The organism is Paraburkholderia sp. EG304, from assembly GCF_046543485.1.
In the GTDB taxonomy this organism is placed as follows: domain Bacteria; phylum Pseudomonadota; class Gammaproteobacteria; order Burkholderiales; family Burkholderiaceae; genus Paraburkholderia; species Paraburkholderia youngii.
In genome coordinates, this window is sequence record NZ_JBKGUA010000002.1 from 243,460 (window position 1) to 267,908 (window position 24,449).

The following is a 24,449-nucleotide window of genomic DNA, read 5'->3' on the forward strand; positions in this document are numbered from 1 at the left end:
GAGTCACGCTGGCGCGGCTTCGCGCGCAGGGATCGCAGCGCGGCCGGGACGGCTATAAGCGATCCGAAAGTTTAACATAACGAGCAATAGCAGCAGGATCGCGGCCCCGCCGTTATGGGCGACCGCGATCGGCAACGGCCATTGCAGCACGATGTTCGACAAGCCGGTGATGAACTGGATCAGCACCACCAGCAGCACGCCGTTGGCGGGTCGCCGCAGCGACTCGAAACGGCGCATCTTCACCGCGAACCACACCAGATACGCGATCACGGCGAACGCAAACGTGCGATGCGTCCAGTGAATCGCGACCAGCGCATCCTGGGTGATCACGTCGCCGTCGCCGGTCATGCCGAGCGCGCGCCACAGATGAAAGCCGTGCGCGAAGTCCATCGGCGGAATCCATTGGCCGTTGCAGGTCGGGAAGTCGGTGCACGCGAGCACCGCGTAGTTCGTGCTGACCCAGCCGCCCAGCGCAATCTGCAGTACCAGCAGACCAAGACCCGCGAGCGCCGCCGCGCGCCAGCGCGCGGCCTCCGGCTCGTAGGCGGGCAGCGGCGTCAAGCGCGCCGCGAGCCAGCCGAGCGTGCCGAGCAGCGCGAGGCCGAGCAGCAGATGCGTGGTCACGATGATCGGCTGCAGCTTCATCGTCACGGTCCACGCGCCAAAGGCGCCCTGCACGACGATCAGGAGCAGCAGCGAAGTCGGCCACCACGGTGACACATGCAGCGGACGACGCTTGATGCGCGCCGTCCACGCGATGACCGTTTGCGCGATGATCAGCACGCCGATCGCCATCGCGAAGTAGCGGTGGATCATTTCGATCCACGCCTTCGTCATGCTGACGGGGCCGCTCGGCATCGCCTGGTAGGCGGCGGAAATCGCCGCGTGCGCGATGAACGGCGACGACGTGCCGTAGCAGCCGGGCCAGTCCGGGCAGCCGAGGCCCGAATCCGTGAGGCGCGTGAAGCCGCCGAACATCACGAGGTCGAGCGTCAGGAAGGTGGTGAGCCAGACCAGCTTGCGGAATTTGTTGTCGTCGGCCGTGACCCATACGTAGGACAGCGGCAGCAACGCGATACACAAGCCGATCAGGCCCAGTTGCAATACGAACATCTCATTTACCCAGGTTGCGGCTTCAGCCGATGGTCGACCACTTGAGCAGCTTGGTCAGGTCGCCCTTGATCTTGCTCGGGTTCGCGTCTTTCGGAAAACGCATCATCAGATTGCCGTTCGGATCGACCAGGTAAATGTGGTCGGTGATCTGCGTGCCGGTGTCGGCGGGCAGCCACGCGGCAACCTGCGCCGGATCGGCGATCAGCATCTCGGTGTCGGGGTAGGCGGTTTGTATCACATCGGCGACCTTGTCCGCATCGGTGCGCAGCCACACCTCCACGACGCGCTCGCGTTCCGGGCCCTGCGCTGCGCGGATTTGTCGCATGAAGTACAGCTTTGTCACGCAAGCTTTGTCGCACGCGCTGTTGTCGACCGAGATCATCAGCCAGCGGCCGTGCAGCGACGCGAGCTTCAGCGGCTTACCGTCCTCGCCGGTCACCACGAGCGAGTCGGGGATCGGCCGTTGCGGGTCGATCAGCGTGCCGTAGTTCGTGCTACCGCCGGTCGGCTTGATGACGTAGTACATGAAGTACGAGATCGCGATCGGCGCCGCGCAGATCACCGCGAGGAGCAGCAGCACCCAGCGGCCGCGCCGCCACGAACCCGGGCCGTTCGGTTGGCCGGGCATCGGCCTGGCCGCGGCGGCTTTGCCGGTGGGTTTGTCAGCGGGTTTGCCAACTTCCGGCGAACGGGGAGTATGAGTCGACACTACAGAACCTCTTTCAATGTTTGAACGGCGGCGAGCCGTGCCGTGCGTTCTTCACGCGCCCGGCGCGTGTTCTTTTTTGCCCGCGCGGCGCGCCGCATAGAGACCGAACGCGAGCGCAGCGGCGGCCATGCCCCACCACTGCAGCATGTAGCCGTAGTTGCGTTCGACGCCGGTGGTCGGCGCGGGCCAGTCGCGCACCAGGCCGTCGTGAGTGTCGCCGATCTGCTGGATCACGAACGATTGCAGCGGCAATCCGGTTTCCGCGGCGTACGCGGCGACATCGAGATTCTGCCGGATCAGGTGATGCGCGGCCGATCCGCCCTCGCCGAGCTCGAACGCGCGTGACGCGTCGGCTCGCGCAATCCCATCGATCTCGACCTCGCCCGACGGCGTCGTATACGGCGCGATGGTCTCGCGATTGCTCAGGTTGCGCGGCAGCCAGCCGCGATTGACGAGTACATAGCCGCCGTCGGCGAGTTTAAAAGGCATCACGACGTAAAAGCCCGGCTGATCGTTATACGGACGGTTATCGAGGTACACGACCTTGTCCGCGACGAAACTGCCGCGCGCCTTCACGCGATGAAACTCGACGTCTTTCAGCGCGAGCGGCGTCGCGCTGACGGGCAGCGCGGGCGCGTTCTCGAACTGCGTGATGCGCGCCTCGAGCGCTTCCTTCTGATGCGCGCGATCGCGCTGCCAGAAACCGAGCCGCACCGTCACGACGACGACCAGCAGGATCAGCAGCACGGGAATCAGGCGAAACTTCATTGCAGGTACTCCGTCATCGCGTGCAGGGCCGCCGGGAACCTGCGGCAGACGCCCGCGCGCGGTGCGATAATGAGTGTCTTGCCACTGCGCTTTCCGGTTTCAGTTGGTTCCATGCACATTATCGTTCCCATCGCCTTTGCTCTGATCATCGCCAGCATGGTGTCGGCGCTGTATTTCATGATGCACGACAAAGGCAAGACCAAGCGGATGGTCTGGTCGCTCGCCACGCGGGTGGGCCTGTCGATCTCGCTGTTCCTGTTCATCCTGTTCGCACACTGGATGGGCTGGATTCAGTCGACCGGGATTCCGTACGGGCGCTGACGCTCGCGGATAAGTCGCCGGCGCAATGCGTCGGCGGCAAAATTTTCCCGCCACCAAACAAAACGCCGCCCTGACAGGTCGAGGGCGGCGCCGCATTCATCCTTGCATACTGCTCGTGCGCGCCGCCTGACAGGTGTTGCGCACGTCCCGCGCCTGCGCCGACGTGCGGCGCGCGCGGGTCTGACTGCATTACAGCCAGTACACGACGACGTACAGACCGAGCCACACGACGTCGACGAAGTGCCAGTACCAAGCCGCGCCTTCGAACGCGAAGTGATGTTCCGGCGTGAAGTGGCCACGAATCAGGCGCGCCAGCACGACGGCGAGCATCGTGCCGCCGAGGAACACGTGAAAGCCGTGGAAGCCGGTCAGCAGGAAGAACGTCGAACCGTAAATGCCCGAAGCCAGCGTCAGGTTCAGCTCGTGGTATGCATGGAAGTATTCGAAACCCTGCAGGAACAGGAAGCACACGCCCAGCACGAGGGTCGCCGCGAGCCACGCGATCGCCTTCTTACGATGGTTGTCGCGCAGCGCGTGGTGCGACACCGTCAGCGTCGCACCCGACGACAGCAGCAGCGCCGTGTTGATGGTCGGCACCGGCCACGGCTGCATCGACTTGTAGGTGCCCACGAGTTCGGCCGGGCCGTTGTTCGGCCACACCGCCGTGAAGTCCGGCCAGATCAGCTTGTAGTCGAGGCTGCCCAACTGATGCATCGCGATTTCGCGAGCATAGAACAGCGCGCCGAAGAATGCGCCGAAGAACATCACTTCGGAGAAGATGAACCAGCTCATGCTCCAGCGGTACGAGCGGTCGACGTTCTTGCCGTACATGCCGCCTTCCGACTCGGCGATCGCGTCGCCAAACCAGTGCCACAGCGTAAAGAGCAGCCACAGCAGACCGATGAGCACGCCGAGCGGCGCCCACGTGTGGTCATTGATCCAGGCCGCAAGCGATCCGAGCATGACCAGCAACCCGGTAGCGGCGCTGATCGGATGCCGCGACGGATGCGGTACGAAATAGTACGGGCTCTCGTTTTGACCGCTCATTCTTGATTCTCCACTTCAGTCCAGTTGTTCCGGAATCTCCGGCTGTATCTTCGGCGGCGCGTCGATACCGCACCGCTTCTCTCTAATTCGTGGGCTCTTCTGTGCTGCTGTGCCCTGCTACTGCCTCAACCGACCACGAGGCGCACGACCAGAATCAGTACCCCGATCAGAACGGCCGCACCGATCAGCGCCGCCACGATCACATGCAGCGGGTTCAGCTGCGTCGCGTCCGCCTCGAGATCGCGGCGCTTGCGCACGCCGAAAAACGACCAGAACACCGCGCGCATCGACTGACCGAAACTGCTCTTGCGCGGACTGCCGCCGTTATCGTTCATCTCGCTTCGTCTTCCTTCGTTCGTCCGCGGCTCGCGCCGTCCAAGCTGCTTCAGGCCGGCTTCGCGGGAGTGGCTGCGGCGTTGTTCACTGCATTCCCCTTCGGCGCCGCGTCATCCGCGCTTGCCGCCGCCGGCGTGTTCAACTCGAAAAACGTGTACGACAGCGTGATCGTCTTCACGTCCTTCGGCAACTTCGGGTCGACCACGAACACCACCGGCATCCGCTTCGTTTCGTTCGCGTTCAACGTCTGCTGCGTGAAACAGAAACACTCGATCTTCCTGAAGTACTCGGTCGCCTGCTTCGGCGCGTAGCTCGGAATCGCCTGCGCACGGATCGTGCGCGACTGCTCGTTGCTGACGTCGTACATGACGGTCGTCACTTCCCCCGGATGCACGTCCAGACTGCGCTGCTCCGGCTTGAAACCCAACAGGCCGCGTGCGTTCGCATCGAATTCGATCGAAATCGTGCGGCTCATGTCGACCTGCGTATTCTTCGCCTCGCGCGCCGAAACGTCGCGCTGCACGAGGTTGTTCACGCCCGTGATCTGGCAGATCGCGCGATACATCGGCACCAGCGCGAAACCGAAACCGAACATCATCAAAGCGACGACGAACAGCTTGATCAGCATCGAACGGTTGAAAGAGCGGTCGGCCTCGGCCGGCGGTTGCGTCGACATCTGAATCCTCAACAAACCTGCATACGGACTGCGACTGCGGTGTTAGCTGAACCAGCACTGCTTCAGAATGATGCTCGCGAAAAACACCGCGGCGATTGCGAACATCACCAACCCTATGCGCCTGTTGCCCGTGAGAATCTGCTCCGGCGTACGTCTTTCCTGTGGATTGCGCGTCATGCTCGACTTTCTGAATACGGTTCTTGACTGGTGAGACCGCCCGACTGCAGCCGCCTCGCGAAGCGCCCAGTCCCGGTAGCGGCATGTGTCGCGCCGCCGGAACCCGGCACTTCGCCGGATGACGCTTATTCGACGGTAGGCGGATGCTCGAACGTGTGGAACGGAGCCGGGCTCGGCACGGTCCACTCGAGGCCCGTTGCGCCGTCCCACGGCTTATCGCCCGCTTCGACGAGCTCACCGCCACCACGGTAAGCCGGCAGCGCCACCGCGAACAGGAAGTAGACCTGCGACAAACCGAAGCCGAATGCGCCGATCGAGATCACCTGGTTCCAGTCGGTGAACTGTGCCGGGTAGTCCGCATAGCGACGCGGCATGCCCGCGAGACCGACGAAGTGCATCGGCAGGAACGCGAGGTTGAAGAAGAACATCGACGCCCAGAAGTGGATCTTGCCGCGCGTTTCGTTGTACATCCAGCCGGTCCACTTCGGTGCCCAGTAGTACCACCCGGAGAACAGCGCGAACAGTGACCCCGCCACCAGCACGTAGTGGAAGTGCGCGACCACGAAATAAGTGCCGTGATACTGGATGTCGAGTGGTGCCATCGCGAGCATCAGACCCGACAGGCCACCGAACGTGAACACGATCAGGAAGCCCACCGCGAACAGCATTGGCGTTTCGAACGACAGCGCACCGCGCCACATCGTCGCGACCCAGTTGAACACCTTCACGCCGGTCGGCACCGCGATCAGCATCGTCGCGTACATGAAGAACAGCTGGCCCGTCACCGGCATGCCGGTCACGAACATGTGGTGCGCCCAGACCATGAACGACAGGATCGCGATCGACGCGGTTGCGTACACCATCGAGCTATAGCCGAACAGCGGCTTGCGCGAGAACGCCGGAATCACCTGCGAGACGATCCCGAACGCCGGCAAGATCATGATGTACACCTCGGGGTGGCCGAAGAACCAGAAGATGTGCTGGTACATGACCGGGTCGCCGCCGCCTGCCGCATTGAAGAACGACGTGCCGAAGTGACGGTCGAACAGCACCATCGTGATCGCGCCCGCGAGAACCGGCATCACCGCGATCAGCAGGTACGCCGTGATCAGCCACGTCCAGACGAACATCGGCATCTTCATCAGCGTGAGGCCGGGTGCGCGCATGTTCAGGATCGTCACGACGATGTTGATACCGCCCATGATCGACGACGCGCCCATCAGGTGGACCGCGAAAATCGCGAAATCCATGCCCGGGCCCATCTGCGTGGACAGCGGTGCGTACAGCGTCCAGCCCGCGGCGGTCGCGCCGCCCGGCGAGAAGAACGAGCCGACCAGCAGGACCGCCGCGACCGGCAGCAGCCAGAAGCTGAAGTTGTTCATCCGCGCGAAAGCCATGTCCGATGCGCCGATCTGCAGCGGCACCATCCAGTTCGCGAAGCCGACGAACGCCGGCATGATCGCGCCGAACACCATGATCAGCCCGTGCATGGTGGTCAACTGGTTGAAGAACTCAGGACGCATGATCTGCAGGCCCGGCTCGAACAGTTCGGCACGGATCATCAGCGCCATCACGCCCCCGGACAGGAACATGGTGAACGAGAAGATCAGGTACAGCGTACCGATGTCCTTGTGGTTGGTGGCGAACAGCCAACGGCGCCAGCCGTGCGGCGTTTCGTGGGCATGGTCGCCGTGCACGTGCTCGTGGCCCGCGACTACATCGTGTCCGAGGCTAGACATGAATATCTCCTAAAGCGAATTCTGCGGTGCTGACCATGAACACGTCAGGCTGCCGGGCTGATCTGAACGCGCCGGGCTTCCTTCGCGTCGGTGCCGCCGGTGATCGTCTCCGGCTTCTTCAAAATAATATGGTCTTCGGCAATGCCGGCTGCTTTCAGTGCGTCGCGAACGGCCTCGGCACGACTCTTCGCGAGCTTCGCGTTGACGTCGGCGGAGCCGGTTGCGTCGGTGAAGCCCGACAGCGTGAATTTCGCGTCCGGATGCGCTTTCGCGTAGGCCGCGGCCGCGTCGACCGCCGCTTTCGCGTCGGCCGGCAGCGTGCTCTTGCCGGTCTCAAAGTAGACGCTCGCCGGCAGAGTGGCCTCGGCGCTATTGGCAGCCGTCGCGCCTGCGTCAGTGCCCGACGCTTCAGCCGGCGCCGAAGCCGCTTCCGCACCCGATGCCGCCGCCGCGCCGCTTGCCGCGGCACCCGCTTCGGCCAGATGGTTGCCGCCTTCGGGCAGCTTGCCGTTGCGCGCGTCGGTGACCTGCTTCGGCTGCAGGATGTCGCCCGTGTGGTTGCCCCAGGAGTTACGTTCGTACGTGATCACCGAAGCGATTTCGACGTCGTTCAGCGTCGGCGCCCACGAAGGCATCGCGTTCTTGCCCTTCAGCACGAGGCTCACGTGCTGACCGATCGGACCGTTGGCGATCTTGCTGCCGTCGAGCGCCGGGAATGCGCCCGCGCCCTTGCCGGTCGGCTGGTGGCAGACTGCGCAGTTCGCCGCGTAGACCTTGCCGCCGCGCTCCATCAGCTCGGCCATCGCGTAGGTCTTGTTCGGATCGTCCTGGCCGGCGGCCATTTTCTTCTTCTCAGTGTCGACCCACTTGGCGTAGTCGTCGTCAGACAGAACTTCGACGACGACCGGCATGAACGCGTGTTCCTTGCCGCACAGCTCAGTACAAAAGCCGCGGAACGTGCCGGTGCGGTCAGCCTTGAACCACGTGTCGCGCACGAAGCCGGGGATCGCGTCCTGCTTCACGCCGAAGGCCGGCACGTACCAGGAGTGGACCACGTCGTTGGCGGTGGTGATGATGCGGATTTTCTTGTTGACCGGCACCACGAGCGGGTTGTCGACCTCCTGCAGATACAGCGTGGAGATCGGCTCGCGGCCTTCGGTTTGCGCGCGCGGCGTGGCGAGCGTGGACAGGAAACCGATGCCCTCGCCCGGACCCTTCACGTAGTCGTAGCCCCACTTCCACTGGTAGCCGGTGACTTTGATCGTGAGGTCGGCGTTCGAGGTGTCCTTCATCGCGACGACGGCCTTGGTGGCGGGCAGCGCCATCAACACGACGATGATGAACGGCACGATCGTCCAGATGATTTCGACGGTGGTGCTTTCGTGGAAATTGGCTGCCTGGTGGCCCTTCGATTTGCGGTGCGCGAAGATCGAATAGAACATCACACCGAATACACCGACGAAAATCACGGTGCAAAGGAGCAGCATGAACATGTGGAGGTCGAACAGCTCCTGAGCGATTCGCGATGCAGGCGGCTGGAGATTGATCGCGTTGACGGCAGGGCCGCCCGGAGCATCGCCCACTGCCAGGGCGGCACCGGCGAAAAGCAGTCCGCTCGTCGCCAGCACGCTCATGAGCGCTCGCTTGATTGTTTTCATAGCTTCCTTACCCAAATTTTCCATTCAAACCCCTCGACCCCGCTGGCAGCGTGTCGCGCCCCCTTGAACGCCGCGCGTCCGGCACCATCTAACAACGTGCCAGCCACATACGCAGTTCGCCTGCGAACTGCGCGCGCCGATTTTGCGCGAGATGTTGCCCGATCATGATCGTCTGCCCGCGCGAGACCAGCTTGATCAGATCGCGCGGCGTTGCGCCCGGCTCTATCCGCACCCAGCGCGGATTGAATTCGAACTGCGTAATCTGCTCGGCGCTGACCTGCTCGATCACGAGCCGGTTCGGAAACAACCGGATGCGCTCGTAATCGACAGCATGACGCGCATATATTGCAAACGCGATACCTACCGCCAGCAACTCGATTCCGGTGAACGGCAACACCAGCCAGGCACCGACCAGAACCAGCATGAATGCAATTGCCAACGAGAACAACGCAAGCGACACGTACAGACAGACGAACTGCCGCGGCGATATCGAACAGTTGCGCTTCATGGTCCAGTCCCTGAGGACCGGCTCTGAATCCGCCAGCAGATGATCTGATGCGCCCATCGCTGCCTCCTGCGAATCGTCGCGTCCGGCCTGCCTTCTTTTACTTCCGGATGCATTTCGCGGCCGCCGCTCGTGTCACTGTTTACAGCATCACTCGCGACCGCGACAACCCCTACCGCATCACTTCATTTTGCAGCCCTGCGCCTCGGGCTTGCCACCCCAAATGTGGGAACGTCGGGCGACAAACTGACGCATTATAGGCGCGATCCATAGCATCGACAAGCAAGCCCCGATCGGCCCGCAAGCCCGGCGCGACAAGCCTTCGCGCCATTTTGCCCGGCATTTTGCGGCTCTTTCGAAGGGCAAATCCCAGGCATAACGGATGTCCTCTTTACCGCTTTTGCAACAGGTCAACCGCACCGTCGGCAAGCAGTTGATGACCGCGCCGCAATCTGCTACCCACGCTTGCCCGGACCTCGTCCGATGTCCTCGAGCCGCACGATGCCATGTCCTTCGGCCGTGGTGCGCGGCACGGCTTTCCATGCGTGTCCGTAGATCACCTCGAAGGTCAGCGCGATCGTGCCGTCGGCACCCCGGCGCGCTTCGAGCGCGGCGAGCAGGGCTTCGTACAACCGACGCGCGAGCGCGCCGTCATGCGCATCGCGCTCGAACGGGTATGCGCCCCAGCGGCGAACGTCCGCGAGCAGCGACTCGGGCGACTTGTAGGTGATCGTCAGCGTCTCCTGGTCCATCACTGGAATCTCGAAGCCGGCCTCGACGAGCATGTCGCCGAGATCATGCATGTCGACGAAGTCGATCACATGCTTGCGCGACGCGACGCCGTGCGCGGCCTCGATCTCGGCGTAGGCGCCGCGCAATTCCTTTAGCGTGTCGGGGCCGAGCGTGCTGAACATCAGCAGACCGTTGACCTTCAACACCCGCTGCCATTCGGGAAAGACCAGATCGGGCCGCGAATGCCAGTGCAGCGCAAGGTTGGACCAGATGAATTCGAATGCGCCGGCCGTGAATGGCAGCGCGGAGAAATCGGCTTGCGCGAAGCGCGGGCCACGCGCGCCGAGCGCCTTGCCGAGCGAGGCGGGAAGAAAGCGTCGCCAACTGGTGTCGCCGGCATCGTGACGCAGCGCGCGGCGCAGCATGCCGTGCGACAGGTCGGCGCCGAACACCGGCGCCTCGGGAAAGCGCGTGCGCAATGCGGGGATGTCTTCGCCCGCGCCGCAACCGGCATCGAGCACGCTCGAGGGCGCCACCTTGATGTAATCGAGACGCTCGCGCATGCGCTGCGCGATCTCGCGCGGCAGGAATGCAACCTCGTCGAAAGAAGCGGCGCGACGGTCGAAAATACGCCTGAGGCGCCGTGAATCGTAGGCCGGACGGCCAGATTGAGCGGATGTTGGGGACATGTGTGTCGTGCTGGCGTGAGCTCGAAGTATACTCGTTCGTTCCCCACCATTCAGCGTGAACGGCATTCAGCGGCACTCACTCGTGCGATTCCAGTCTTTTTCTTCGTCGTGTCGAAATCAGGTCGCGCGTTTTGCGCGCGGTCTGCATTCGGCATGGCCGCGCGCTTTGAACGTCGCGCTGCCGAACCTGTGCGCGTTATGCGGCAATATGTCGCATAAGACGTTGTGCGACGGGTGCGACGCGGCCTACTGGAACGAGAACCGCCTGCGCTGCACCGTTTGCGCGGTGCCGTTGCCGGCGTCACGCTGGGTCGCTCGGGCGCGGTATCGCTGCGCGGATTGCGCGGCCGAGCCGCCGCCGTTCGACGCCAGCTTCGCGCTCGCCGACTATCGCGCGCCGCTGGATACCCTCGCGGTCGGCCTGAAATTCCGCGCCCGGCTGATGCTTGCTCGCGATTTCGCGCAACGTCTCGAGCGGCTTGCTCAGGACAACTGGCATGACGCGGCCGAGCGGCCCGATGTGATTGCACCAGTCCCGCTCGCCGGTCGCCGGCTGGCCGAGCGCGGCTATAACCAGGCCTGGCAGATCGCGCGGCCGCTCGCCCGGGCGCTCGGCGTGCGCAGCGATGCGACGCTGCTCGAACGAACGCAAAACACCGCGCCGCAATCGCGCCTCGATCTCGATGCGCGTCGGCACAACGTCGGCCGCGCGTTTCGGGTCGCGCGCCCGGTGCGCGGCCTGCACGTCGGCATCGTCGACGACGTGATGACGAGCGGCGCGACGCTCGAAGCGCTCGCGCACACGCTGAAGGACGCCGGCGCGCGGCGGGTCACGAACTTCGTCGCGCTGCGCACTCCGAAAAACTAGCTTTTACGTGGTCCCCTTATGTTCAACGTCGTTCTCGTAGAACCCGAAATTCCGCCCAACACCGGCAACGTGATTCGCCTGTGCGCGAATACCGGCGCCCGGCTGCATCTGATCGAGCCGCTCGGCTTCCCTCTCGACGACACCAAGATGCGGCGCGCCGGCCTCGACTATCACGAGTACGCGGAAATGGACGTGCACGCCGATTGGGACGCGTTCATCGTCAAAGAAACACCCGACCCGTCGCGCATGTTCGCGTTCACCACGCGCGGCTCGGGGCGCTTTCACGACCACGCGTTTCAACCGGGCGACTGGTTCGTGTTCGGCGCCGAAACGCGCGGCCTGCCCGACACGGTGCTCGAGCGCTTTGCGAACGAACAGCGCGTGCGTCTGCCGATGCGTCCTGGCAATCGCAGTCTGAATCTGTCGAATACGGTGGCGGTCGTGGTGTTCGAAGCGTGGCGTCAGGCCGGCTTCGAGGGCGGCGCCTGACGGCGTTCGAGCTCGACCGCGTAGCGCGCGAACATCGCGTCGTCGAAGCACGCGAACGTCACGTGCTTCACGTGGGGTGTGCGCGGCAATGTGTCGAGCACGGTTCCGACCGCGATGCTGACCGCATCGTCGGCGGGGAAACGGTAGATGCCGCAACTGATCGCGGGAAACGCGATGCTCGTGCACTGCTTCTCGCGCGCGACTTCGAGCGAGCGCTGATAGCACGATGCGAGCAGGTCGGCTTCGCCATGCGCGCCGCCGCGCCACACTGGACCGACCGCATGGATCACATGCTTCGCGGGCAGCCGATAGCCGGCGGTGATTTTGGCGTCGCCGGTCGCGCAGCCGCCGAGCGTTTCGCATTCGCGCAGCAACTCCTTGCCGGCCGCGCGATGAATCGCGCCATCCACGCCGCCGCCGCCGAGCAGCGAAGTATTCGCGGCATTGACGATCGCATCGACGGCGAGCGTCGTGATATCGACCACGCGCGCTTCGAGCGTGCACGTGCCGTGACTGAGATTGAAGGTGGGCATGGAAACCTCGCTGACCGGAGTCTCGATAACGAAGTGGACAGCCAGGTGAGGCAGCCGTTCAACGCGAATATGCGCTAAACGGCTGAAAGAAAAGACTTTATTCGGCCTTCGAATCGCGCCGCAGCAGCGCGCTGACCGCATCGCGCGGCGCCACGCCGTCGAACAGCACCGCGCAGACCGCTTGGGTGATCGGCATTTCGATTGCGTGGGCGTGCGCGATCGAAAGGACCGCCTTCGCGCAGCGCACGCCTTCGGCCACATGACCGAGGCCGCCGAGGATGTCGTCGAGCGTGCGGCCGGTGGCGAGCTGCAGGCCCACGGTGCGGTTGCGCGATAGATCACCGGTCGCGGTCAGAATCAGATCGCCGAGCCCGGTCAGCCCGGTAAAGGTTTCCGCGCGCCCACCAAGCGTCACGCCAAGACGCGACATTTCGGCGAGTCCGCGGGTGATCAGCGCCGCGCGTGCATTGAGGCCGAGGCCGAGGCCATCGGCGATGCCCGTCGCGATGGCGAGCACGTTTTTCACCGCGCCCCCAACTTCAACGCCGACGACGTCGTCGCCGGTATAGATGCGCATCGCGCCGTGATGGAACGCCGCGACCGTGCGTTCGCGGCACACCGACGACGAACTCGCAATCGTCAACGCAACCGGCAGTCCCTGCCCGACTTCGCGCGCGAAGCTCGGCCCGGACAACACGCCGTTGCTCGCATGCTCGGGCAATTCCGCCGCGACCGCCTGATGCGGCAACAACTGCGAATCCGCCTCGAAACCCTTGCACAGCCACACGATATGCGCGGGCACCTTGCCGGCATCGCGCATCGCGCGCAACAGACCGCGCAGGCCAGCCACCGGCGTCGCGACCACGCACAGCGCAGCGTCGGCGAGCGCGTGATCGAGCGCCGCGCCGAGATCCGCTTCGTAGCGAAGCGCGCGCGGCAACGCAACGCCCGCGAGATAGCGGGCGTTTTCATGCGAAGTGGAAAGCTCGGCCATGAGCGCGGACTCGCGCGCCCACAACACCGTGTCGTGCCTTAAGGCCAGATGGCCGGCGAGGGCGGTGCCCCAGGCGCCAGCGCCGAGAACGGCGACCTTCATAGCCGGCACTGCCTGCGGCGCCTTAATGCGTGACGCCGCTTTGCGCCGCGCCGTCGCCCTGCTGGGCCGCGCTAATTTGCGCGAGACGCTGCTCGTACAGCGCCTGGAAGTTGATCTCGGCGAGGTGGATCGGCGGGAAACCGGCGCGGGTGATCGCGTCGGCGATGTTCGAACGCAGGTACGGGAACAGGATGGTCGGGCAGGCGATGCCAACGAGCGGATCGATCTGTTCGGCAGGAATGTTGCGAATGTCAAAAATGCCGGCCTGTTTCGCTTCGATCAGGAACGCGACCTTGTCCGACACCTTGGCCGTAACCGTGCCCGTCACGAGGATTTCGAACACGGATTCTGCGAGGCGCTCGGCCTTCACGTCGACTTCGACTTCGACCGACGGCATTTCCTGCTCGAGGAAGATTGCCGGCGAATTCGGCTGCTCGAGCGACATGTCCTTCAGATAGATGCGCTGGATGTTGAAGAACGGCTGGTTATTCTCGTCGGACATGATGGTGATTCCTGATAGGTATGCGTGGCGGCGGCCGATGCACGCATGGGCCGCCAGATTATTGCGCCGGCTCGCCGGCTCCACGAGGAGCGCGTACGCGCCGGCTTATCGAGTGGTCCGCCCGCTCGCGCGGCGCGAAACGCGCGATCTCAGGCTGCTTCGAGCAGCGGCGTCAGACCGCCCGCGCGATCGAGCGCGGAAAGGTCATCATAGCCGCCGACATGCGTCTCGCCGATGAACACCTGCGGCACCGTGCGACGACCGGTCCGGGTCATCATCTCCTCACGACGGGCCGGGTCTTTATCGATCAGTACTTTCTCAACGTGCTCGACGCCGCGCGACTTTAAAAGACGCTCGGCCATCTGGCAATACGGGCACACCTGGGTGCTGTACATGATCACTTTGTTCACTTGGCTGCTCCTTGTTTCACAACCGGCATACCGGCTTTCTGCCAGGCGTCGACGCCGCCCTCGAGAACATGGACTTCCGCGTATCCCGCTTCCTGCACGATACGCGCAGCCTTGTTCGACTGCTGGCCGGTCTGGCATACCAGCAGCACCGGGTTGCTCTTGTTCTTCGCGAGTTGCGCAACTTTCGCCTGCAACTCCGCGAATTCGAAATGCCGTGCCGAGGGCAGGTGCCCCTTGGCGTAATCGGCGGACGACCGCAGATCGATGACCGCCGCGTTGCGCCGGTTGATCAGTTGGGTGGCTTCAGCGGCCGACAGGCCGCCACGTCCACGCCGACTGAGGGTCGGCCACAGCAGCAACCCACCGGAGATAAGGACGATTGCGATCAGGACAAGGTTTGTGTATTCGGTGAAAAACTTCACGGAAGATCCGCCGGAAAGAGAGAAATCGAAAAGGTCAACCCGAGCATTATAAAATAACCGTTTGACGCGATGGCGATGCGCCGCCGAAGGCGCCGCACAGCGCGAGACCGCTTCCTCACTACCGACCGGCAACTCACATGCACAAACTCGTTCTCATCCGCCACGGCGAGTCGACCTGGAACAAGGAAAACCGCTTTACCGGCTGGGTCGACGTCGACCTCACCGAGCAGGGCAACCTCGAGGCGCAGCAGGCGGGCGTGCTGCTCAAGGAATCGGGGTACACGTTCGACATCGCCTACACGTCGGTGCTCAAGCGCGCGATCCGCACCCTGTGGCACGTGCAGGACAAGATGGACCTGATGTACCTGCCCGTCGTGCATTCGTGGCGCCTGAACGAACGCCACTACGGCGCGCTGTCGGGTCTGAACAAGGCCGAAACGGCCGCCAAGTTCGGCGACGAACAGGTGCTGGTCTGGCGTCGCAGCTACGACACGCCGCCGCCCGCGCTCGAGCCGACCGACGAGCGCGCGCCGTACACCGATCCGCGCTACTCCAAGGTGCCGCGCGAGCAACTGCCGCTGACCGAGTGCCTGAAGGACACGGTCGCGCGCGTGCTGCCGCTGTGGAACGAGTCGATTGCGCCGGCCATCAAGTCGGGCCGCAGCATCCTGATCGCCGCGCACGGCAACTCGATCCGCGCGCTGGTCAAGTATCTCGACAACATCTCGGATAACGACATCGTCGGCCTGAACATCCCGAACGGTGTGCCGCTCGTCTATGAACTCGACGAGGATCTGAAGCCGATCAAGCACTACTATCTCGGCGACCAGGACGCGATCGCGAAGGCGCAAGCCGCGGTCGCGAGCCAGGGCAAGGCGGGCTGATCGAGCGTTTGCCGCCGCGACCCCATGCCACGGGAAGGCGCGGGGCCGCACGGAGACAACCGGCCCGGCGGGAAATACTGTATTGCGCCGCGCGGCGTATCGTACGGCCCATCATCCGCGGGCCGGTCCGCCAGAACCAGGACCTTCCCGTACTGTCGAAGCACGATTGCCTGCACCGCGCCCTGACCAGGCGGGTGTGCAGTTATACTTGTCCGTCCAATCTTTATCGACGCTGCCACGCGCTTCCGACCGCAACAGACTCTATGCGAAAGAACCTGAAAAATATCGGCCTGATTGCCGCGGGCCTTGCTACCGGTGTCCTTGCCACCCTGCAATTCTCCGCCTCGGCCCAGCAACCCGCTAGCGCCGCGGTCGCCCCGCTGCCGCTAGACCAGCTCAGGCTCTTCGCCGAAGTGTTCGGGCAGATCAAGCACGAATACGTCGAACCGGTCGACGACAAGAAGCTCCTCACCGCCGCGATCAAGGGCATGGTGTCGAGCCTCGACCCGCACTCGTCGTACCTCGACAAGACCGATTACGAAGAGCTGCAGGAGCAGACCAAGGGCCGCTTCGCGGGCCTCGGCATCGAAATTTCGTCGGAAGACGGCCTGATCAAGGTGATTTCGCCTATCGAAGACACGCCCGCGTTCCGCGCCGGCATCCGTCCGGGCGACCTGATCACGCGCATCAACGACAAGCCCGTACGCGGCATGACGCTCGACCAGGCGGTCAAGCAGATGCGCGGCGAGCCGGGCACCAAGGTCACGCTGACCATCTTCCGCAAGACCGACGACCGCACGTTCCCGCTGACCGTCACGCGCGCACTCATCAAGGTGCAGTCGGTGAAGGGCAAGATCGTTGCGCCGGGCTTCGCGTACGTGCGCATCACGAGCTTCCAGGAACGCACCACGCCCGACCTCGCGGCCAAGCTGCAGGATCTGGCGCGCCAGGAGCCGAACCTGAAGGGCCTCATCCTCGACCTGCGCAACAACGGCGGCGGTCTGCTGCAAAGCGCGGTCGGCGTCGCGGGCGCATTCCTGCCGCCGAATTCGGTGGTGGTGTCGACCAACGGCCAGATTCCGGATTCGAAGCAGATCTATCGTGACACCTACGATAACTACCGTCTGCAATCGTTCGACAGCGATCCGCTGAAAGACGTCCCGGCCATCTTCAAGACCGTGCCGATGATCGTGCTGACCAACGCGTACTCGGCGTCGGCATCGGAAATCGTCGCGGGCGCGCTGCAGGATCAGCACCGCGCGCTGATTCTGGGCAAGACCACGTTCGGCAAGGGTTCAGTGCAGACCGTACGCCCGATGACGGCGGACACCGCGCTGCGCCTGACCACCGCGTATTACTACACGCCGAGCGGCCGTTCGATCCAGAACAAGGGCATCCGCCCCGACCTTCCGGTCGATCAATACGCGGACGGTGATCCGGACGACGCGCTCGTCACCCGCGAAGTCGACTACTCGAATCACCTTGCGAACACGCAGGATCCGAACGAGAAGAAGGAAGCCGAGCAACGCGAGTCGGAGCGCATGGAGCAGCTTCGTCAGCTCGAAGAGCAGAACGACAAGAAGACGCCGGAACAGCGTCAGAAGGAACGCGAACGCAAGCCGGTCGAGTTCGGTTCGAACGACGACTTCATGCTGCAACAGGCGGTCGGCAAGCTCGAAGGCAAGCCGGTTCAGGAATCGAAGTCGCTGATGGAACGCCGTCTCGCGCAGAACAAGCCGGGCACGTCGGCCTCCGCGCCGGTCGCGGTGAAGCCGACGCAACCGGTGCCGGGCGCATCGGGACCGGCTCCGGCTTCGACACCGGCTCCTGCTGGCAAGTAAGCCGGCAAATAAGCTGGCCAATAAGCAGCCAGCCCGCGCGTGTCTTCGCAGCACGATAGTCTGCGAAGACACGCCGCAGCAGTTTCAGCACAAGCCGCCGCTCAACCGGCGGCGTCTCACGGCAAGCCGCAGCAGCCACCCTTCCCGCGCGATTAAAATAACAGCCACGAATGCGCGCCGCGGCCCCTCGGCCAGCCTCTCGTTGCGCGACACCGCGACATTGCGACACACCCCACGCGCCCGCCATGAATGACGATCAACTCCTTCGCTACTCCCGCCATATCCTCGTCGACGAAATCGGCATCGAGGCGCAGCAGCGTTTTATCGATGCCCACGCGATCATCGTCGGCGCGGGCGGGCTCGGTTCGCCGGCCGCAATGTATCTCGCGGCGGCGGGCGTCGGCCGTCTGACGCTCGTCGATGCCGATACCGTCGACCTGACCAATCTGCAGCGCCAGATCCTGCACGTCAGCGCGTCGGTTGGGCGCAGCAAGGTCGAGTCCGGGCGCGACACGCTCGCGCAGATCAATCCCGAGGTCGTCATCAACGCGGTGGCCGAGCGCGTCGACGATGCATGGCTCGATCGCGAGGTGCCGCACGCGAGCGTCGTGCTCGATTGCACCGACAACTTCGCGACGCGTCACGCGATCAACCGCGCGTGCGTCCAGCATCGCGTGCCGCTCGTGTCGGGCGCGGCGCTGCGCTTCGACGGCCAGATCAGCACCTTCGATTTCCGCGACGAAGCGTCGCCATGCTACGCGTGCGTGTTTCCCGAAGACCAGCCGTTCGAGGAAGTCGCCTGCTCGACGATGGGCGTGTTCGCGCCGACGGTCGGCATCATCGGTTCGATGCAGGCGGCCGAAGCGCTGAAGGTGATCGGCGCAATCGGCACGCCGCTCGTGGGCCGCCTGACGATGCTCGATTCTCTGCGGATGGAATGGAACACGATGCGCATCGGACGTCAGCCGGATTGCCCGGTGTGCGGCCACGTGCACGGCTCTTGAGGGGGTTCCCCGCTGCCCGCTCGATTGACGCCGCAATAGAAAAACGCCGCATATGCGGCGTTTTTCGTTCAACGGGCGCGAGCGAGCGCGTCGGATTCACACCAGCGCGACCCGCTTGAGCGCCGCCTGCACCTCTTCCGGCTCGAACGAAGCCAGCACGTCGGCCACGGGCTTTTCGAGCGTCTTCAGATGCGAGCGCAGCACCTCCTGCTTGACCTCGAGCAGTTGGCTCGGATGCATCGAAAACTCGGTCAGACCCATGCCGAGCAACAGACGCGTCAACGCCGGATCGCCCGCCATCTCACCGCACACCGACACCGGTACGCCCGCACGCTTCGCTTCGCGCAGCGTGAACGCGATCAGATGCAGCACGGCCGGATGCAGCGGGTCGTACAGATGCGCGACCGCGTTGTCCGCGCGATCGATCGCGAGCGTGTACTGGATCAGATCGTTGGTGCCGATCGACAGGAAATCGAGCCGCTTCAGAAACAGCGGCAACGCGATCGCGGCGGCCGGAATCTCGATCATCGCGCCGACCTGCACGTTCGGATCGTAAGCAATGCCCGCGTCGTCGAGTTGGCGCTTGGCTTCGCGGATCAGATCGAGCGTCTGGTCGATTTCCTGCGCGTGCGCGAGCATCGGGATCAGGATCTTCACCTTGCCGAACGCCGACGCGCGCAGGATCGCGCGCAGCTGCGTGAGGAACATCTGCGGCTCGGACAGGCTCCAGCGAATTGCGCGCAAACCGAGCGCCGGATTCACGGCGGTCTCGTAGCCGTCGCCGCCGGCCATCGAATCGAGCGGTTTGTCGGCGCCGACGTCGATCGTGCGGATCGTGACCGGCAAGCCGTTCATCAGCTCGACCGCGCGACGATACGCGCTGAACTGCTCCTCCTCTTCGGCCATCCGGTCCTTGTGATTCATGAACAGGAACTCGGTGCGAAACAGACCCACGCCGGTCGCGCCCGATTCGATTGCCGCGCGCGCATCGTCCGGCAGCTCGATGTTCGCGCACAGTTCGATGCGCGTGCCGCACAGCGTTTGCGTCGGCGAGAACTTGAGCCGTTGCAGCTTGCGCTGCTCGAGCTCCTTCTCGCTTTGCCGATACGAGTATTCCTCGAGCACGATCGGCGCGGGGTCGACGATCACGATGCCGTGGTCGCCGTCGACGATGATCAGATCGTCCTGGCGGATCAGCGCGCTCGCATGCTGCACGCCGACCGCGGCCGGAATGCCGAGGCTGCGCGCGACGATCGCGGTATGCGACGTGCGTCCGCCGAGATCGGTGACGAAGCCCTGGAAGGTCTGCGTCTTGAACTGCATCATGTCGGCCGGCGCGATGTCGTGCGCGACGACGATCATTTCATCGCACGCGCCATGCACGTTGTCGACGATGCCCGGCGCACCCGCGAGCGCCTTCAGCACGCGCTCGACGACCTGTTCGATGTCGGCTTTGCGTTCGCGCAGGTATTCGTCTTCGATGTCGTCGAAATGGCGCGAGAGTCTTTCGAGCTGTTCGGTCAACGCCCACTCGACGTTGTAGCGGCGCGTGCGGATCAGGTCGATGGTTTCCTGAACGAGCATCACGTCGTTCAGAATCATCGTGTGAACGTCGATGAACGCGCCCACTTCACTGGGGGCATCCGCGGCGAGATCGGCGCGCAGCACGTTGAGTTCTTCATGTACGCGTTGCTGGGCCGCGCGAAAGCGCCCGACCTCCCCTTCGATCTGGGCGGGTTCGATCAGATAGTGGTCTACGTCGAGTGCTGCCGGGGCGATCAGATAGGCCCGCCCGATGGCGATACCGCGTGACACGGGAATTCCATGCAGCGTGAATGACACGCGCACCTCCTCTAGTTGTGTAATGCCGCGGCTAACCGCTGCAATGCTCTCAGACTGTACCTGGCATTATAAATTCCGCGCCTTTTTGAAGTACGTCGGCGGTGTGTGCAGCGCAGCACGAATTATCGCCGTCAGGTGTCCTCATACCCGACCAAACTTCGCTTTATACGCATCGCGCAAAAATATATGGTTTAAACATTGAAAACGCGTGTCGCCGTGCGCGCATGCCGCCCCATGTCGCCTCACGCATTCTTCCCTGCGGCTTTCGCGCCGCTTCTACAACCCTTAATGTCGATTAACAGCGGGCCTCTTCCGATATTCAAATGTCGGCGGCGAAAAAAAACCGCGGACTGAGCCGCGGCATTTTTGGGTTTGGCGAACGCAAACCGCGCGGCGTTATTGACCTTCGCCAAATTTATCGGCGATCAGTTTCAACAGCGCGTCCATCGCTTCCTGTTCGTCGGTACCTTCCGTTTCGATCAGCACGGTACTGCCAATACCCGCGGCTAGCATCATCACGCCCATGATGCTCTTCGCGTTGATACGGCGGCCATTGCGGCTCATCCAGATTTCCGCCTGGTAGTTGCCCGCGAGTTGCGTCAACTTGGCCGACGCGCGCGCGTGCAGCCCCAGCTTGTTCACAATTGTCGTTTCTTGTTGCAGCATGTGATGGTCCGAAGCGCGGGTGAATGAAATGGTGAAAAGTGAAACTGCAAAGCGGCTGCAATGCGCCAGGCGCCGTTGCGATACCGCTTGAATCCGTCGAAGCCTGCCTACGAACCAGCCCGAGTTACAGGCCGGGCGCGTCCGGCTTCTGCGTCAGATCGGCATCCGCCGGCAACGCGGGAACACAGTCAGCGGGCGCCGCGTCGGGCGGCAGCGCCGGCAGGCAATCGACCGGGCAGGCTGCCGCCGCGACCGGTTCCGGCGTCGCCGGTCCGATCGCGTGCACGCCCTTGGTCGCGCCGGCGAGCGCCTTGTCGACGAGCGTGTCGAGCGGCGTCGCGCGATAGCAGACCGCACGCACCAGCATCGGCAGATTGACGCCGCACAGCACGCGCACGTCCGGCACGGTGGCGAGCCGGCCCGCGATGTTGGCCGGCGTCGCGCCGAACATGTCGGTCAGCACGAGCGCGCCGTTCTCTTCCTTCAACCGCGCGACTTCCGAATTCGCGAACGCGACGACCTGCGCGGGATCGCAATCCGGCGACACATCGATCACGCCGATACGCGCCGGCAAACCGCCATAAATGTGGGAAATGCAATCGCGCAACGCGGTGGCGAATGGAGCGTGCGCAATGATCAGAATGCCTGCCATGTCAGCCTTACTGCAATAGAACGGCCCCAAAACCGTGGACCGGGACTCAAGCCCGGTTCGCCATCGCCCCGGACCGGCCGTGGGTCCCGGGGGCGGGAATGCATCGTCGGGCGAGCGGGCATTGTAGCAGCCTCATTTTCGCGCCAATCCCGACGGCGCGCCTGGTGCGGATTTACTACCCAGATTGGGGGTGCGGCCGGGCAATCAAGGCCGCTAGAGTCGGCGCGTCAGCCGACCGCGCGCTCCAACGCGCCGACGAACATCGCGGCGACGTCGAAGCCGGTCTGATCCATGATCTCGCGGAAACACGTCGGGCTCGTGACGTTGACTTCGGTGAGCCAGTCGCCGATCGCATCGAGTCCGACCAACAGCAAGCCGCGCGCCGCCAGCACCGGTGCGAGCGTATCGGCAATCTTGCGATCCTGCTCGCTGAGCGGCCGCGCGACACCCAGTCCACCGGCCGCCAGGTTGCCGCGCACCTCATTTCCCTGAGGAATGCGCGCGAGCGAGTACGGCACCGCTTCGCCGCCGATCAGCAGGATGCGCTTATCACCCTCCTTGATCTCGGGGATGAATTTCTGCGCCATCACCGAGCGTGCGCCGTCGTGGCTCAGCATTTCGACGATCGAGCCGAGGTTCATACCGTCCGCCTTCACGCGGAACACGCCCATGCCGCCCATGCCGTCGAGCGGCTTCAGGATCACGTCGCCGTGCTGTTCGTGGAACGCGCGCAGACGCGCCGGGTCGCGCGTGACCAGCGTCGGCGCGACGAACTGCGCGAACTCGCCGATCGCGAGCTTCTCCGAATGATCGCGAATGGCCTGCGGCTTGTTGAAGACGCGCGCGCCGCCACGCTCGGCCAGCTCGAGCAGCCACGTCGACGTCACGTATTCCATGTCGAACGGCGGGTCTTTGCGCATCACGACCGCGCCGAAGCTTGCAAGCGCTCGCGGCGCGGCGGCATCGGCGGCGAACCAGACGTCACGATGCAGATCGGCGGTATCGCCGGTGATCGCAATGCGCTGCACGTTCGCCTCGACATCGCCGCCCGTCCACGCCAGATGCTTCGGCTCGCAGGTGTACACCGTGTGACCGCGGCGCGCCGCTTCGGCCATCATCGCGTAGGTCGAGTCTTTATAAATCTTGAATTGGCTGAGCGGATCGGCGATGAAAAGAATGTCCATGAAAGTCCCCGTGCGCCCTGACGGGCGTGACATTGTTCGTCAATATAGTCTTTGAAGACGGCGATGGCGGCACGCATGCCGCCATCCTGCCGCGCGAGGTGGTTTAGACCTGGATCGCTTCGGGATCGGTCTTTTCGAGTTCGACCGATGCGGCCAGCAACCCGAGCCGCGCCACGACGCCATACATATAGAAGCGGTTCGGCGGCGCCGCGCCGGGCTTCGCGTGCGCATCGGGCAGCGCCGTGTGCTCGAAGCCGAGCGGCACGAAGTGCATGCCCGGCGCGTTCAGGTTCTGGTCGCGCTCGCGGCTGCCGTGCACGCGATAGAAGCCGCCCACCACATAGCGGTCGATCATGTAGACGACCGGCTCGGCGACTTCCTCGCCGATGCGCTCGAACGTATACACGCCTTCCTGCACGATCACGTCGTGCACTTCGAGGCCGTCTTTGGTCGCGGCCATGCGCGTGCGCTCGCGCTTCGTCAGCGCGGCGACTTCCGACGCGTCGTGCACGGTCATCACGCCCATGCCGTAAGTGCCCGCATCCGACTTGATCACGACATACGGTTTTTCGGAGATGCCGTACTCACGATACTTGCGCGCGATCTTCTTCAGCACGCCGTCGATCGCATCGGCCAGCGCTTCCTCGCCGGTGCGCTGCTGGAAGTCGACGCCCTCGACGTGCGCGAAGTATGGATTGATCATCCACGGATCGATCTCGACCATCTTCGCGAACTTCTTCGCGACGTCGTCATAACACGAGAAATGCGTCGACTTGCGGCGTACTGCCCAGCCCGCGTGAAGCGGCGGCAGCAGGTACTGCTCGTGCAGATTTTCGAGCACGGGCGGAATGCCGCCGGACAGGTCGTTGTTCAGCAGAATCGAGCACGGGTCGAAGTTCTTCAGCCCCAGGCGCCGCTGCGAGCGCTCGAGCGGTTCGAGCACGAGCTTCTGGCCGTCGGACAGCGCGATCGTGACCGGGCCGTTGATGGTTTCGTCGAGCGTGCCGAAGCGTACGTTCAGGCCCGCCTGGCGCATGATCGACGCGAGCCGGGCGACGTTTTCGAGGTAGAACGCGTTGCGCGTGTGGCGCTCCGGAATCACGAGCAGATTCTTCGCGTCCGGGCAGATCTTTTCGATCGACGCCATCGCGGCCTGCACCGCGAGCGGCAGCACTTCCTGCGGCAGATTGTTGAAGGCGCCGGGAAACAGGTTGGTGTCGACCGGCGCGAGCTTGAAGCCCGCGTTACGCAGATCGACGGAACAATAGAACGGCGGCGTGTGCTCCTGCCATTCAAGCCGGAACCAGCGTTCGATAGCGGGCGTGGCGTCGAGGATCTTCCGCTCGAGGTCGAGCAGCGGGCCGTTTAACGCCGTAACTAGGTGCGGAACCATTGATCACTCGCAGACTGGAGAAAAAAGATTGTAGAGCAAATGCTTTGTCCATTTGGGGACGGTTTCTCCATTCGCAAGCAGACTCGAATGCATTCTCCCTATCTCGATGATAGGCGCGGAAAATTACCGTTCGCAACCCGATCAGCAAGAAAAAAGCCCGCCATGAAGGCGGGCGAACTCTTTGCTGCGCTTA

The 24,449-nt window shown here is 63.8% G+C and carries 27 protein-coding genes; 6 read left to right on the plus strand and 21 right to left on the minus strand.

The window, feature by feature from the left end:
- Positions 1 to 3: 3 nt before the first annotated feature.
- Genes ACLFKU_RS03730 through ACLFKU_RS03740 form a run of 3 tightly spaced genes read right to left on the minus strand, consistent with a single transcriptional unit; the run spans position 4 to position 2,590 of the window.
- Positions 4 to 1,113, minus strand: coding sequence for a COX15/CtaA family protein (locus tag ACLFKU_RS03730; protein ID WP_410848196.1), 1,110 nt, complete (start codon positions 1,111 to 1,113; stop codon positions 4 to 6).
- A 22-nt stretch (positions 1,114 to 1,135) separates the two neighbouring features.
- Positions 1,136 to 1,822: an SCO family protein gene (locus tag ACLFKU_RS03735; RefSeq protein ID WP_410848197.1), complete on the minus strand. Its 687-nt coding sequence runs from the start codon at positions 1,820 to 1,822 to the stop codon at positions 1,136 to 1,138.
- 51 nt (positions 1,823 to 1,873) lie between these two features.
- Entirely contained in the window at positions 1,874 to 2,590 is a 717-nt protein-coding gene (locus tag ACLFKU_RS03740; RefSeq protein ID WP_410848198.1) for an SURF1 family protein, read from the minus strand.
- Positions 2,591 to 2,701: 111 nt separating this feature from the next.
- Here ACLFKU_RS03740 and ACLFKU_RS03745 point away from each other — a divergent pair, with 111 nt between their 5' ends.
- Positions 2,702 to 2,911: a twin transmembrane helix small protein gene (locus tag ACLFKU_RS03745; protein ID WP_008921867.1), complete on the plus strand. Its 210-nt coding sequence runs from the start codon at positions 2,702 to 2,704 to the stop codon at positions 2,909 to 2,911.
- Positions 2,912 to 3,100: 189 nt separating this feature from the next.
- Here the strand turns inward: ACLFKU_RS03745 and ACLFKU_RS03750 are convergent, their stop codons facing one another.
- From ACLFKU_RS03750 to ACLFKU_RS03785, 8 genes are all read right to left on the minus strand, one after another.
- A complete protein-coding gene (locus ACLFKU_RS03750) occupies positions 3,101 to 3,958 on the minus strand; it encodes a cytochrome c oxidase subunit 3 (RefSeq protein WP_176109649.1) in 858 nt (285 codons plus the stop codon).
- 125 nt (positions 3,959 to 4,083) lie between these two features.
- Positions 4,084 to 4,293, minus strand: a complete 210-nt coding sequence (locus ACLFKU_RS03755) for a DUF2970 domain-containing protein (RefSeq protein WP_018419310.1) — start codon at positions 4,291 to 4,293, stop codon at positions 4,084 to 4,086.
- Between the two features lie 50 nt (positions 4,294 to 4,343).
- A complete protein-coding gene (locus ACLFKU_RS03760; protein ID WP_410848199.1) occupies positions 4,344 to 4,970 on the minus strand; it encodes a cytochrome c oxidase assembly protein in 627 nt (208 codons plus the stop codon).
- Positions 4,971 to 5,012: 42 nt separating this feature from the next.
- On the minus strand, positions 5,013 to 5,147 hold the full coding sequence (locus tag ACLFKU_RS03765; RefSeq protein WP_368587222.1) for a cytochrome oxidase small assembly protein: 135 nt from the start codon (positions 5,145 to 5,147) through the stop codon (positions 5,013 to 5,015).
- Positions 5,148 to 5,272: 125 nt separating this feature from the next.
- The gene (ctaD, locus tag ACLFKU_RS03770; protein ID WP_410848200.1) at positions 5,273 to 6,886 is read right to left on the minus strand and encodes a cytochrome c oxidase subunit I; all 1,614 of its coding nucleotides are present in this window, start codon (positions 6,884 to 6,886) and stop codon (positions 5,273 to 5,275) included.
- Between the two features lie 44 nt (positions 6,887 to 6,930).
- Complete coding sequence (gene coxB / locus ACLFKU_RS03775) at positions 6,931 to 8,568, minus strand: cytochrome c oxidase subunit II (protein WP_410848201.1); 1,638 nt, start codon at positions 8,566 to 8,568, stop codon at positions 6,931 to 6,933.
- A gap of 64 nt (positions 8,569 to 8,632) precedes the next feature.
- Positions 8,633 to 9,109 (minus strand): DUF2244 domain-containing protein, encoded by a 477-nt coding sequence (locus ACLFKU_RS03780; protein ID WP_368587219.1) that lies wholly within the window; start codon positions 9,107 to 9,109, stop codon positions 8,633 to 8,635.
- Between the two features lie 395 nt (positions 9,110 to 9,504).
- Positions 9,505 to 10,470, minus strand: coding sequence for a methyltransferase domain-containing protein (locus tag ACLFKU_RS03785; protein WP_410848202.1), 966 nt, complete (start codon positions 10,468 to 10,470; stop codon positions 9,505 to 9,507).
- A gap of 82 nt (positions 10,471 to 10,552) precedes the next feature.
- On the opposite strand from ACLFKU_RS03785, the gene ACLFKU_RS03790 reads away from it, so the two are divergent.
- Together ACLFKU_RS03790 and trmL are read left to right on the plus strand one after the other, a co-directional pair.
- Positions 10,553 to 11,338 (plus strand): phosphoribosyltransferase family protein, encoded by a 786-nt coding sequence (locus ACLFKU_RS03790; RefSeq protein WP_410848203.1) that lies wholly within the window; start codon positions 10,553 to 10,555, stop codon positions 11,336 to 11,338.
- Between the two features lie 18 nt (positions 11,339 to 11,356).
- Positions 11,357 to 11,827, plus strand: coding sequence for a tRNA (uridine(34)/cytosine(34)/5-carboxymethylaminomethyluridine(34)-2'-O)-methyltransferase TrmL (gene trmL, locus ACLFKU_RS03795; protein WP_410848204.1), 471 nt, complete (start codon positions 11,357 to 11,359; stop codon positions 11,825 to 11,827).
- Here the strand turns inward: trmL and ACLFKU_RS03800 are convergent.
- From ACLFKU_RS03800 to ACLFKU_RS03820, 5 genes are all read right to left on the minus strand, one after another.
- Complete coding sequence (locus tag ACLFKU_RS03800) at positions 11,800 to 12,360, minus strand: O-acetyl-ADP-ribose deacetylase (RefSeq protein ID WP_410848205.1); 561 nt, start codon at positions 12,358 to 12,360, stop codon at positions 11,800 to 11,802. The two genes, trmL and ACLFKU_RS03800, sit on opposite strands and share 28 nt — an antisense overlap.
- A 97-nt stretch (positions 12,361 to 12,457) precedes the next feature.
- On the minus strand, positions 12,458 to 13,456 hold the full coding sequence (locus tag ACLFKU_RS03805) for an NAD(P)H-dependent glycerol-3-phosphate dehydrogenase (RefSeq protein WP_410848206.1): 999 nt from the start codon (positions 13,454 to 13,456) through the stop codon (positions 12,458 to 12,460).
- Between the two features lie 22 nt (positions 13,457 to 13,478).
- On the minus strand, positions 13,479 to 13,958 hold the full coding sequence (gene secB, locus ACLFKU_RS03810; RefSeq protein WP_410848207.1) for a protein-export chaperone SecB: 480 nt from the start codon (positions 13,956 to 13,958) through the stop codon (positions 13,479 to 13,481).
- A 149-nt stretch (positions 13,959 to 14,107) separates the two neighbouring features.
- Positions 14,108 to 14,368 carry a glutaredoxin 3 gene (grxC, locus tag ACLFKU_RS03815; protein ID WP_013088272.1) on the minus strand — a complete coding sequence of 87 codons (261 nt, stop codon included), beginning with the start codon at positions 14,366 to 14,368 and terminating at the stop codon, positions 14,108 to 14,110.
- Positions 14,365 to 14,790: a rhodanese-like domain-containing protein gene (locus ACLFKU_RS03820; protein WP_410848208.1), complete on the minus strand. Its 426-nt coding sequence runs from the start codon at positions 14,788 to 14,790 to the stop codon at positions 14,365 to 14,367. Before ACLFKU_RS03820 ends, grxC begins: the two co-directional genes overlap by 4 nt.
- Positions 14,791 to 14,927: 137 nt before the next feature.
- Here ACLFKU_RS03820 and gpmA point away from each other — a divergent pair, with 137 nt between their 5' ends.
- The 3 genes from gpmA to ACLFKU_RS03835 all read left to right on the plus strand — a co-directional run bounded on the left by gpmA (position 14,928) and on the right by ACLFKU_RS03835 (position 18,519).
- Positions 14,928 to 15,674, plus strand: coding sequence for a 2,3-diphosphoglycerate-dependent phosphoglycerate mutase (gpmA, locus tag ACLFKU_RS03825; RefSeq protein WP_410848209.1), 747 nt, complete (start codon positions 14,928 to 14,930; stop codon positions 15,672 to 15,674).
- A 263-nt stretch (positions 15,675 to 15,937) separates the two neighbouring features.
- Positions 15,938 to 17,515, plus strand: a complete 1,578-nt coding sequence (locus tag ACLFKU_RS03830; protein WP_368587211.1) for a S41 family peptidase — start codon at positions 15,938 to 15,940, stop codon at positions 17,513 to 17,515.
- Between the two features lie 245 nt (positions 17,516 to 17,760).
- Complete coding sequence (locus ACLFKU_RS03835) at positions 17,761 to 18,519, plus strand: HesA/MoeB/ThiF family protein (RefSeq protein ID WP_368587210.1); 759 nt, start codon at positions 17,761 to 17,763, stop codon at positions 18,517 to 18,519.
- 96 nt (positions 18,520 to 18,615) lie between these two features.
- Here ACLFKU_RS03835 and ptsP read toward each other — a convergent pair whose 3' ends face one another.
- The 5 genes from ptsP to gshA all read right to left on the minus strand — a co-directional run bounded on the left by ptsP (position 18,616) and on the right by gshA (position 24,256).
- Positions 18,616 to 20,361 carry a phosphoenolpyruvate--protein phosphotransferase gene (gene ptsP / locus ACLFKU_RS03840; protein WP_368587209.1) on the minus strand — a complete coding sequence of 582 codons (1,746 nt, stop codon included), beginning with the start codon at positions 20,359 to 20,361 and terminating at the stop codon, positions 18,616 to 18,618.
- Between the two features lie 396 nt (positions 20,362 to 20,757).
- Positions 20,758 to 21,027, minus strand: coding sequence for an HPr family phosphocarrier protein (locus ACLFKU_RS03845; protein WP_013088266.1), 270 nt, complete (start codon positions 21,025 to 21,027; stop codon positions 20,758 to 20,760).
- Between the two features lie 124 nt (positions 21,028 to 21,151).
- Positions 21,152 to 21,679: a PTS sugar transporter subunit IIA gene (locus ACLFKU_RS03850; RefSeq protein WP_410848210.1), complete on the minus strand. Its 528-nt coding sequence runs from the start codon at positions 21,677 to 21,679 to the stop codon at positions 21,152 to 21,154.
- 227 nt (positions 21,680 to 21,906) lie between these two features.
- Positions 21,907 to 22,863, minus strand: a complete 957-nt coding sequence (gshB, locus tag ACLFKU_RS03855; RefSeq protein ID WP_410848211.1) for a glutathione synthase — start codon at positions 22,861 to 22,863, stop codon at positions 21,907 to 21,909.
- A gap of 103 nt (positions 22,864 to 22,966) precedes the next feature.
- Complete coding sequence (gene gshA / locus ACLFKU_RS03860; RefSeq protein WP_018434736.1) at positions 22,967 to 24,256, minus strand: glutamate--cysteine ligase; 1,290 nt, start codon at positions 24,254 to 24,256, stop codon at positions 22,967 to 22,969.
- Positions 24,257 to 24,449: the final 193 nt, after the last annotated feature.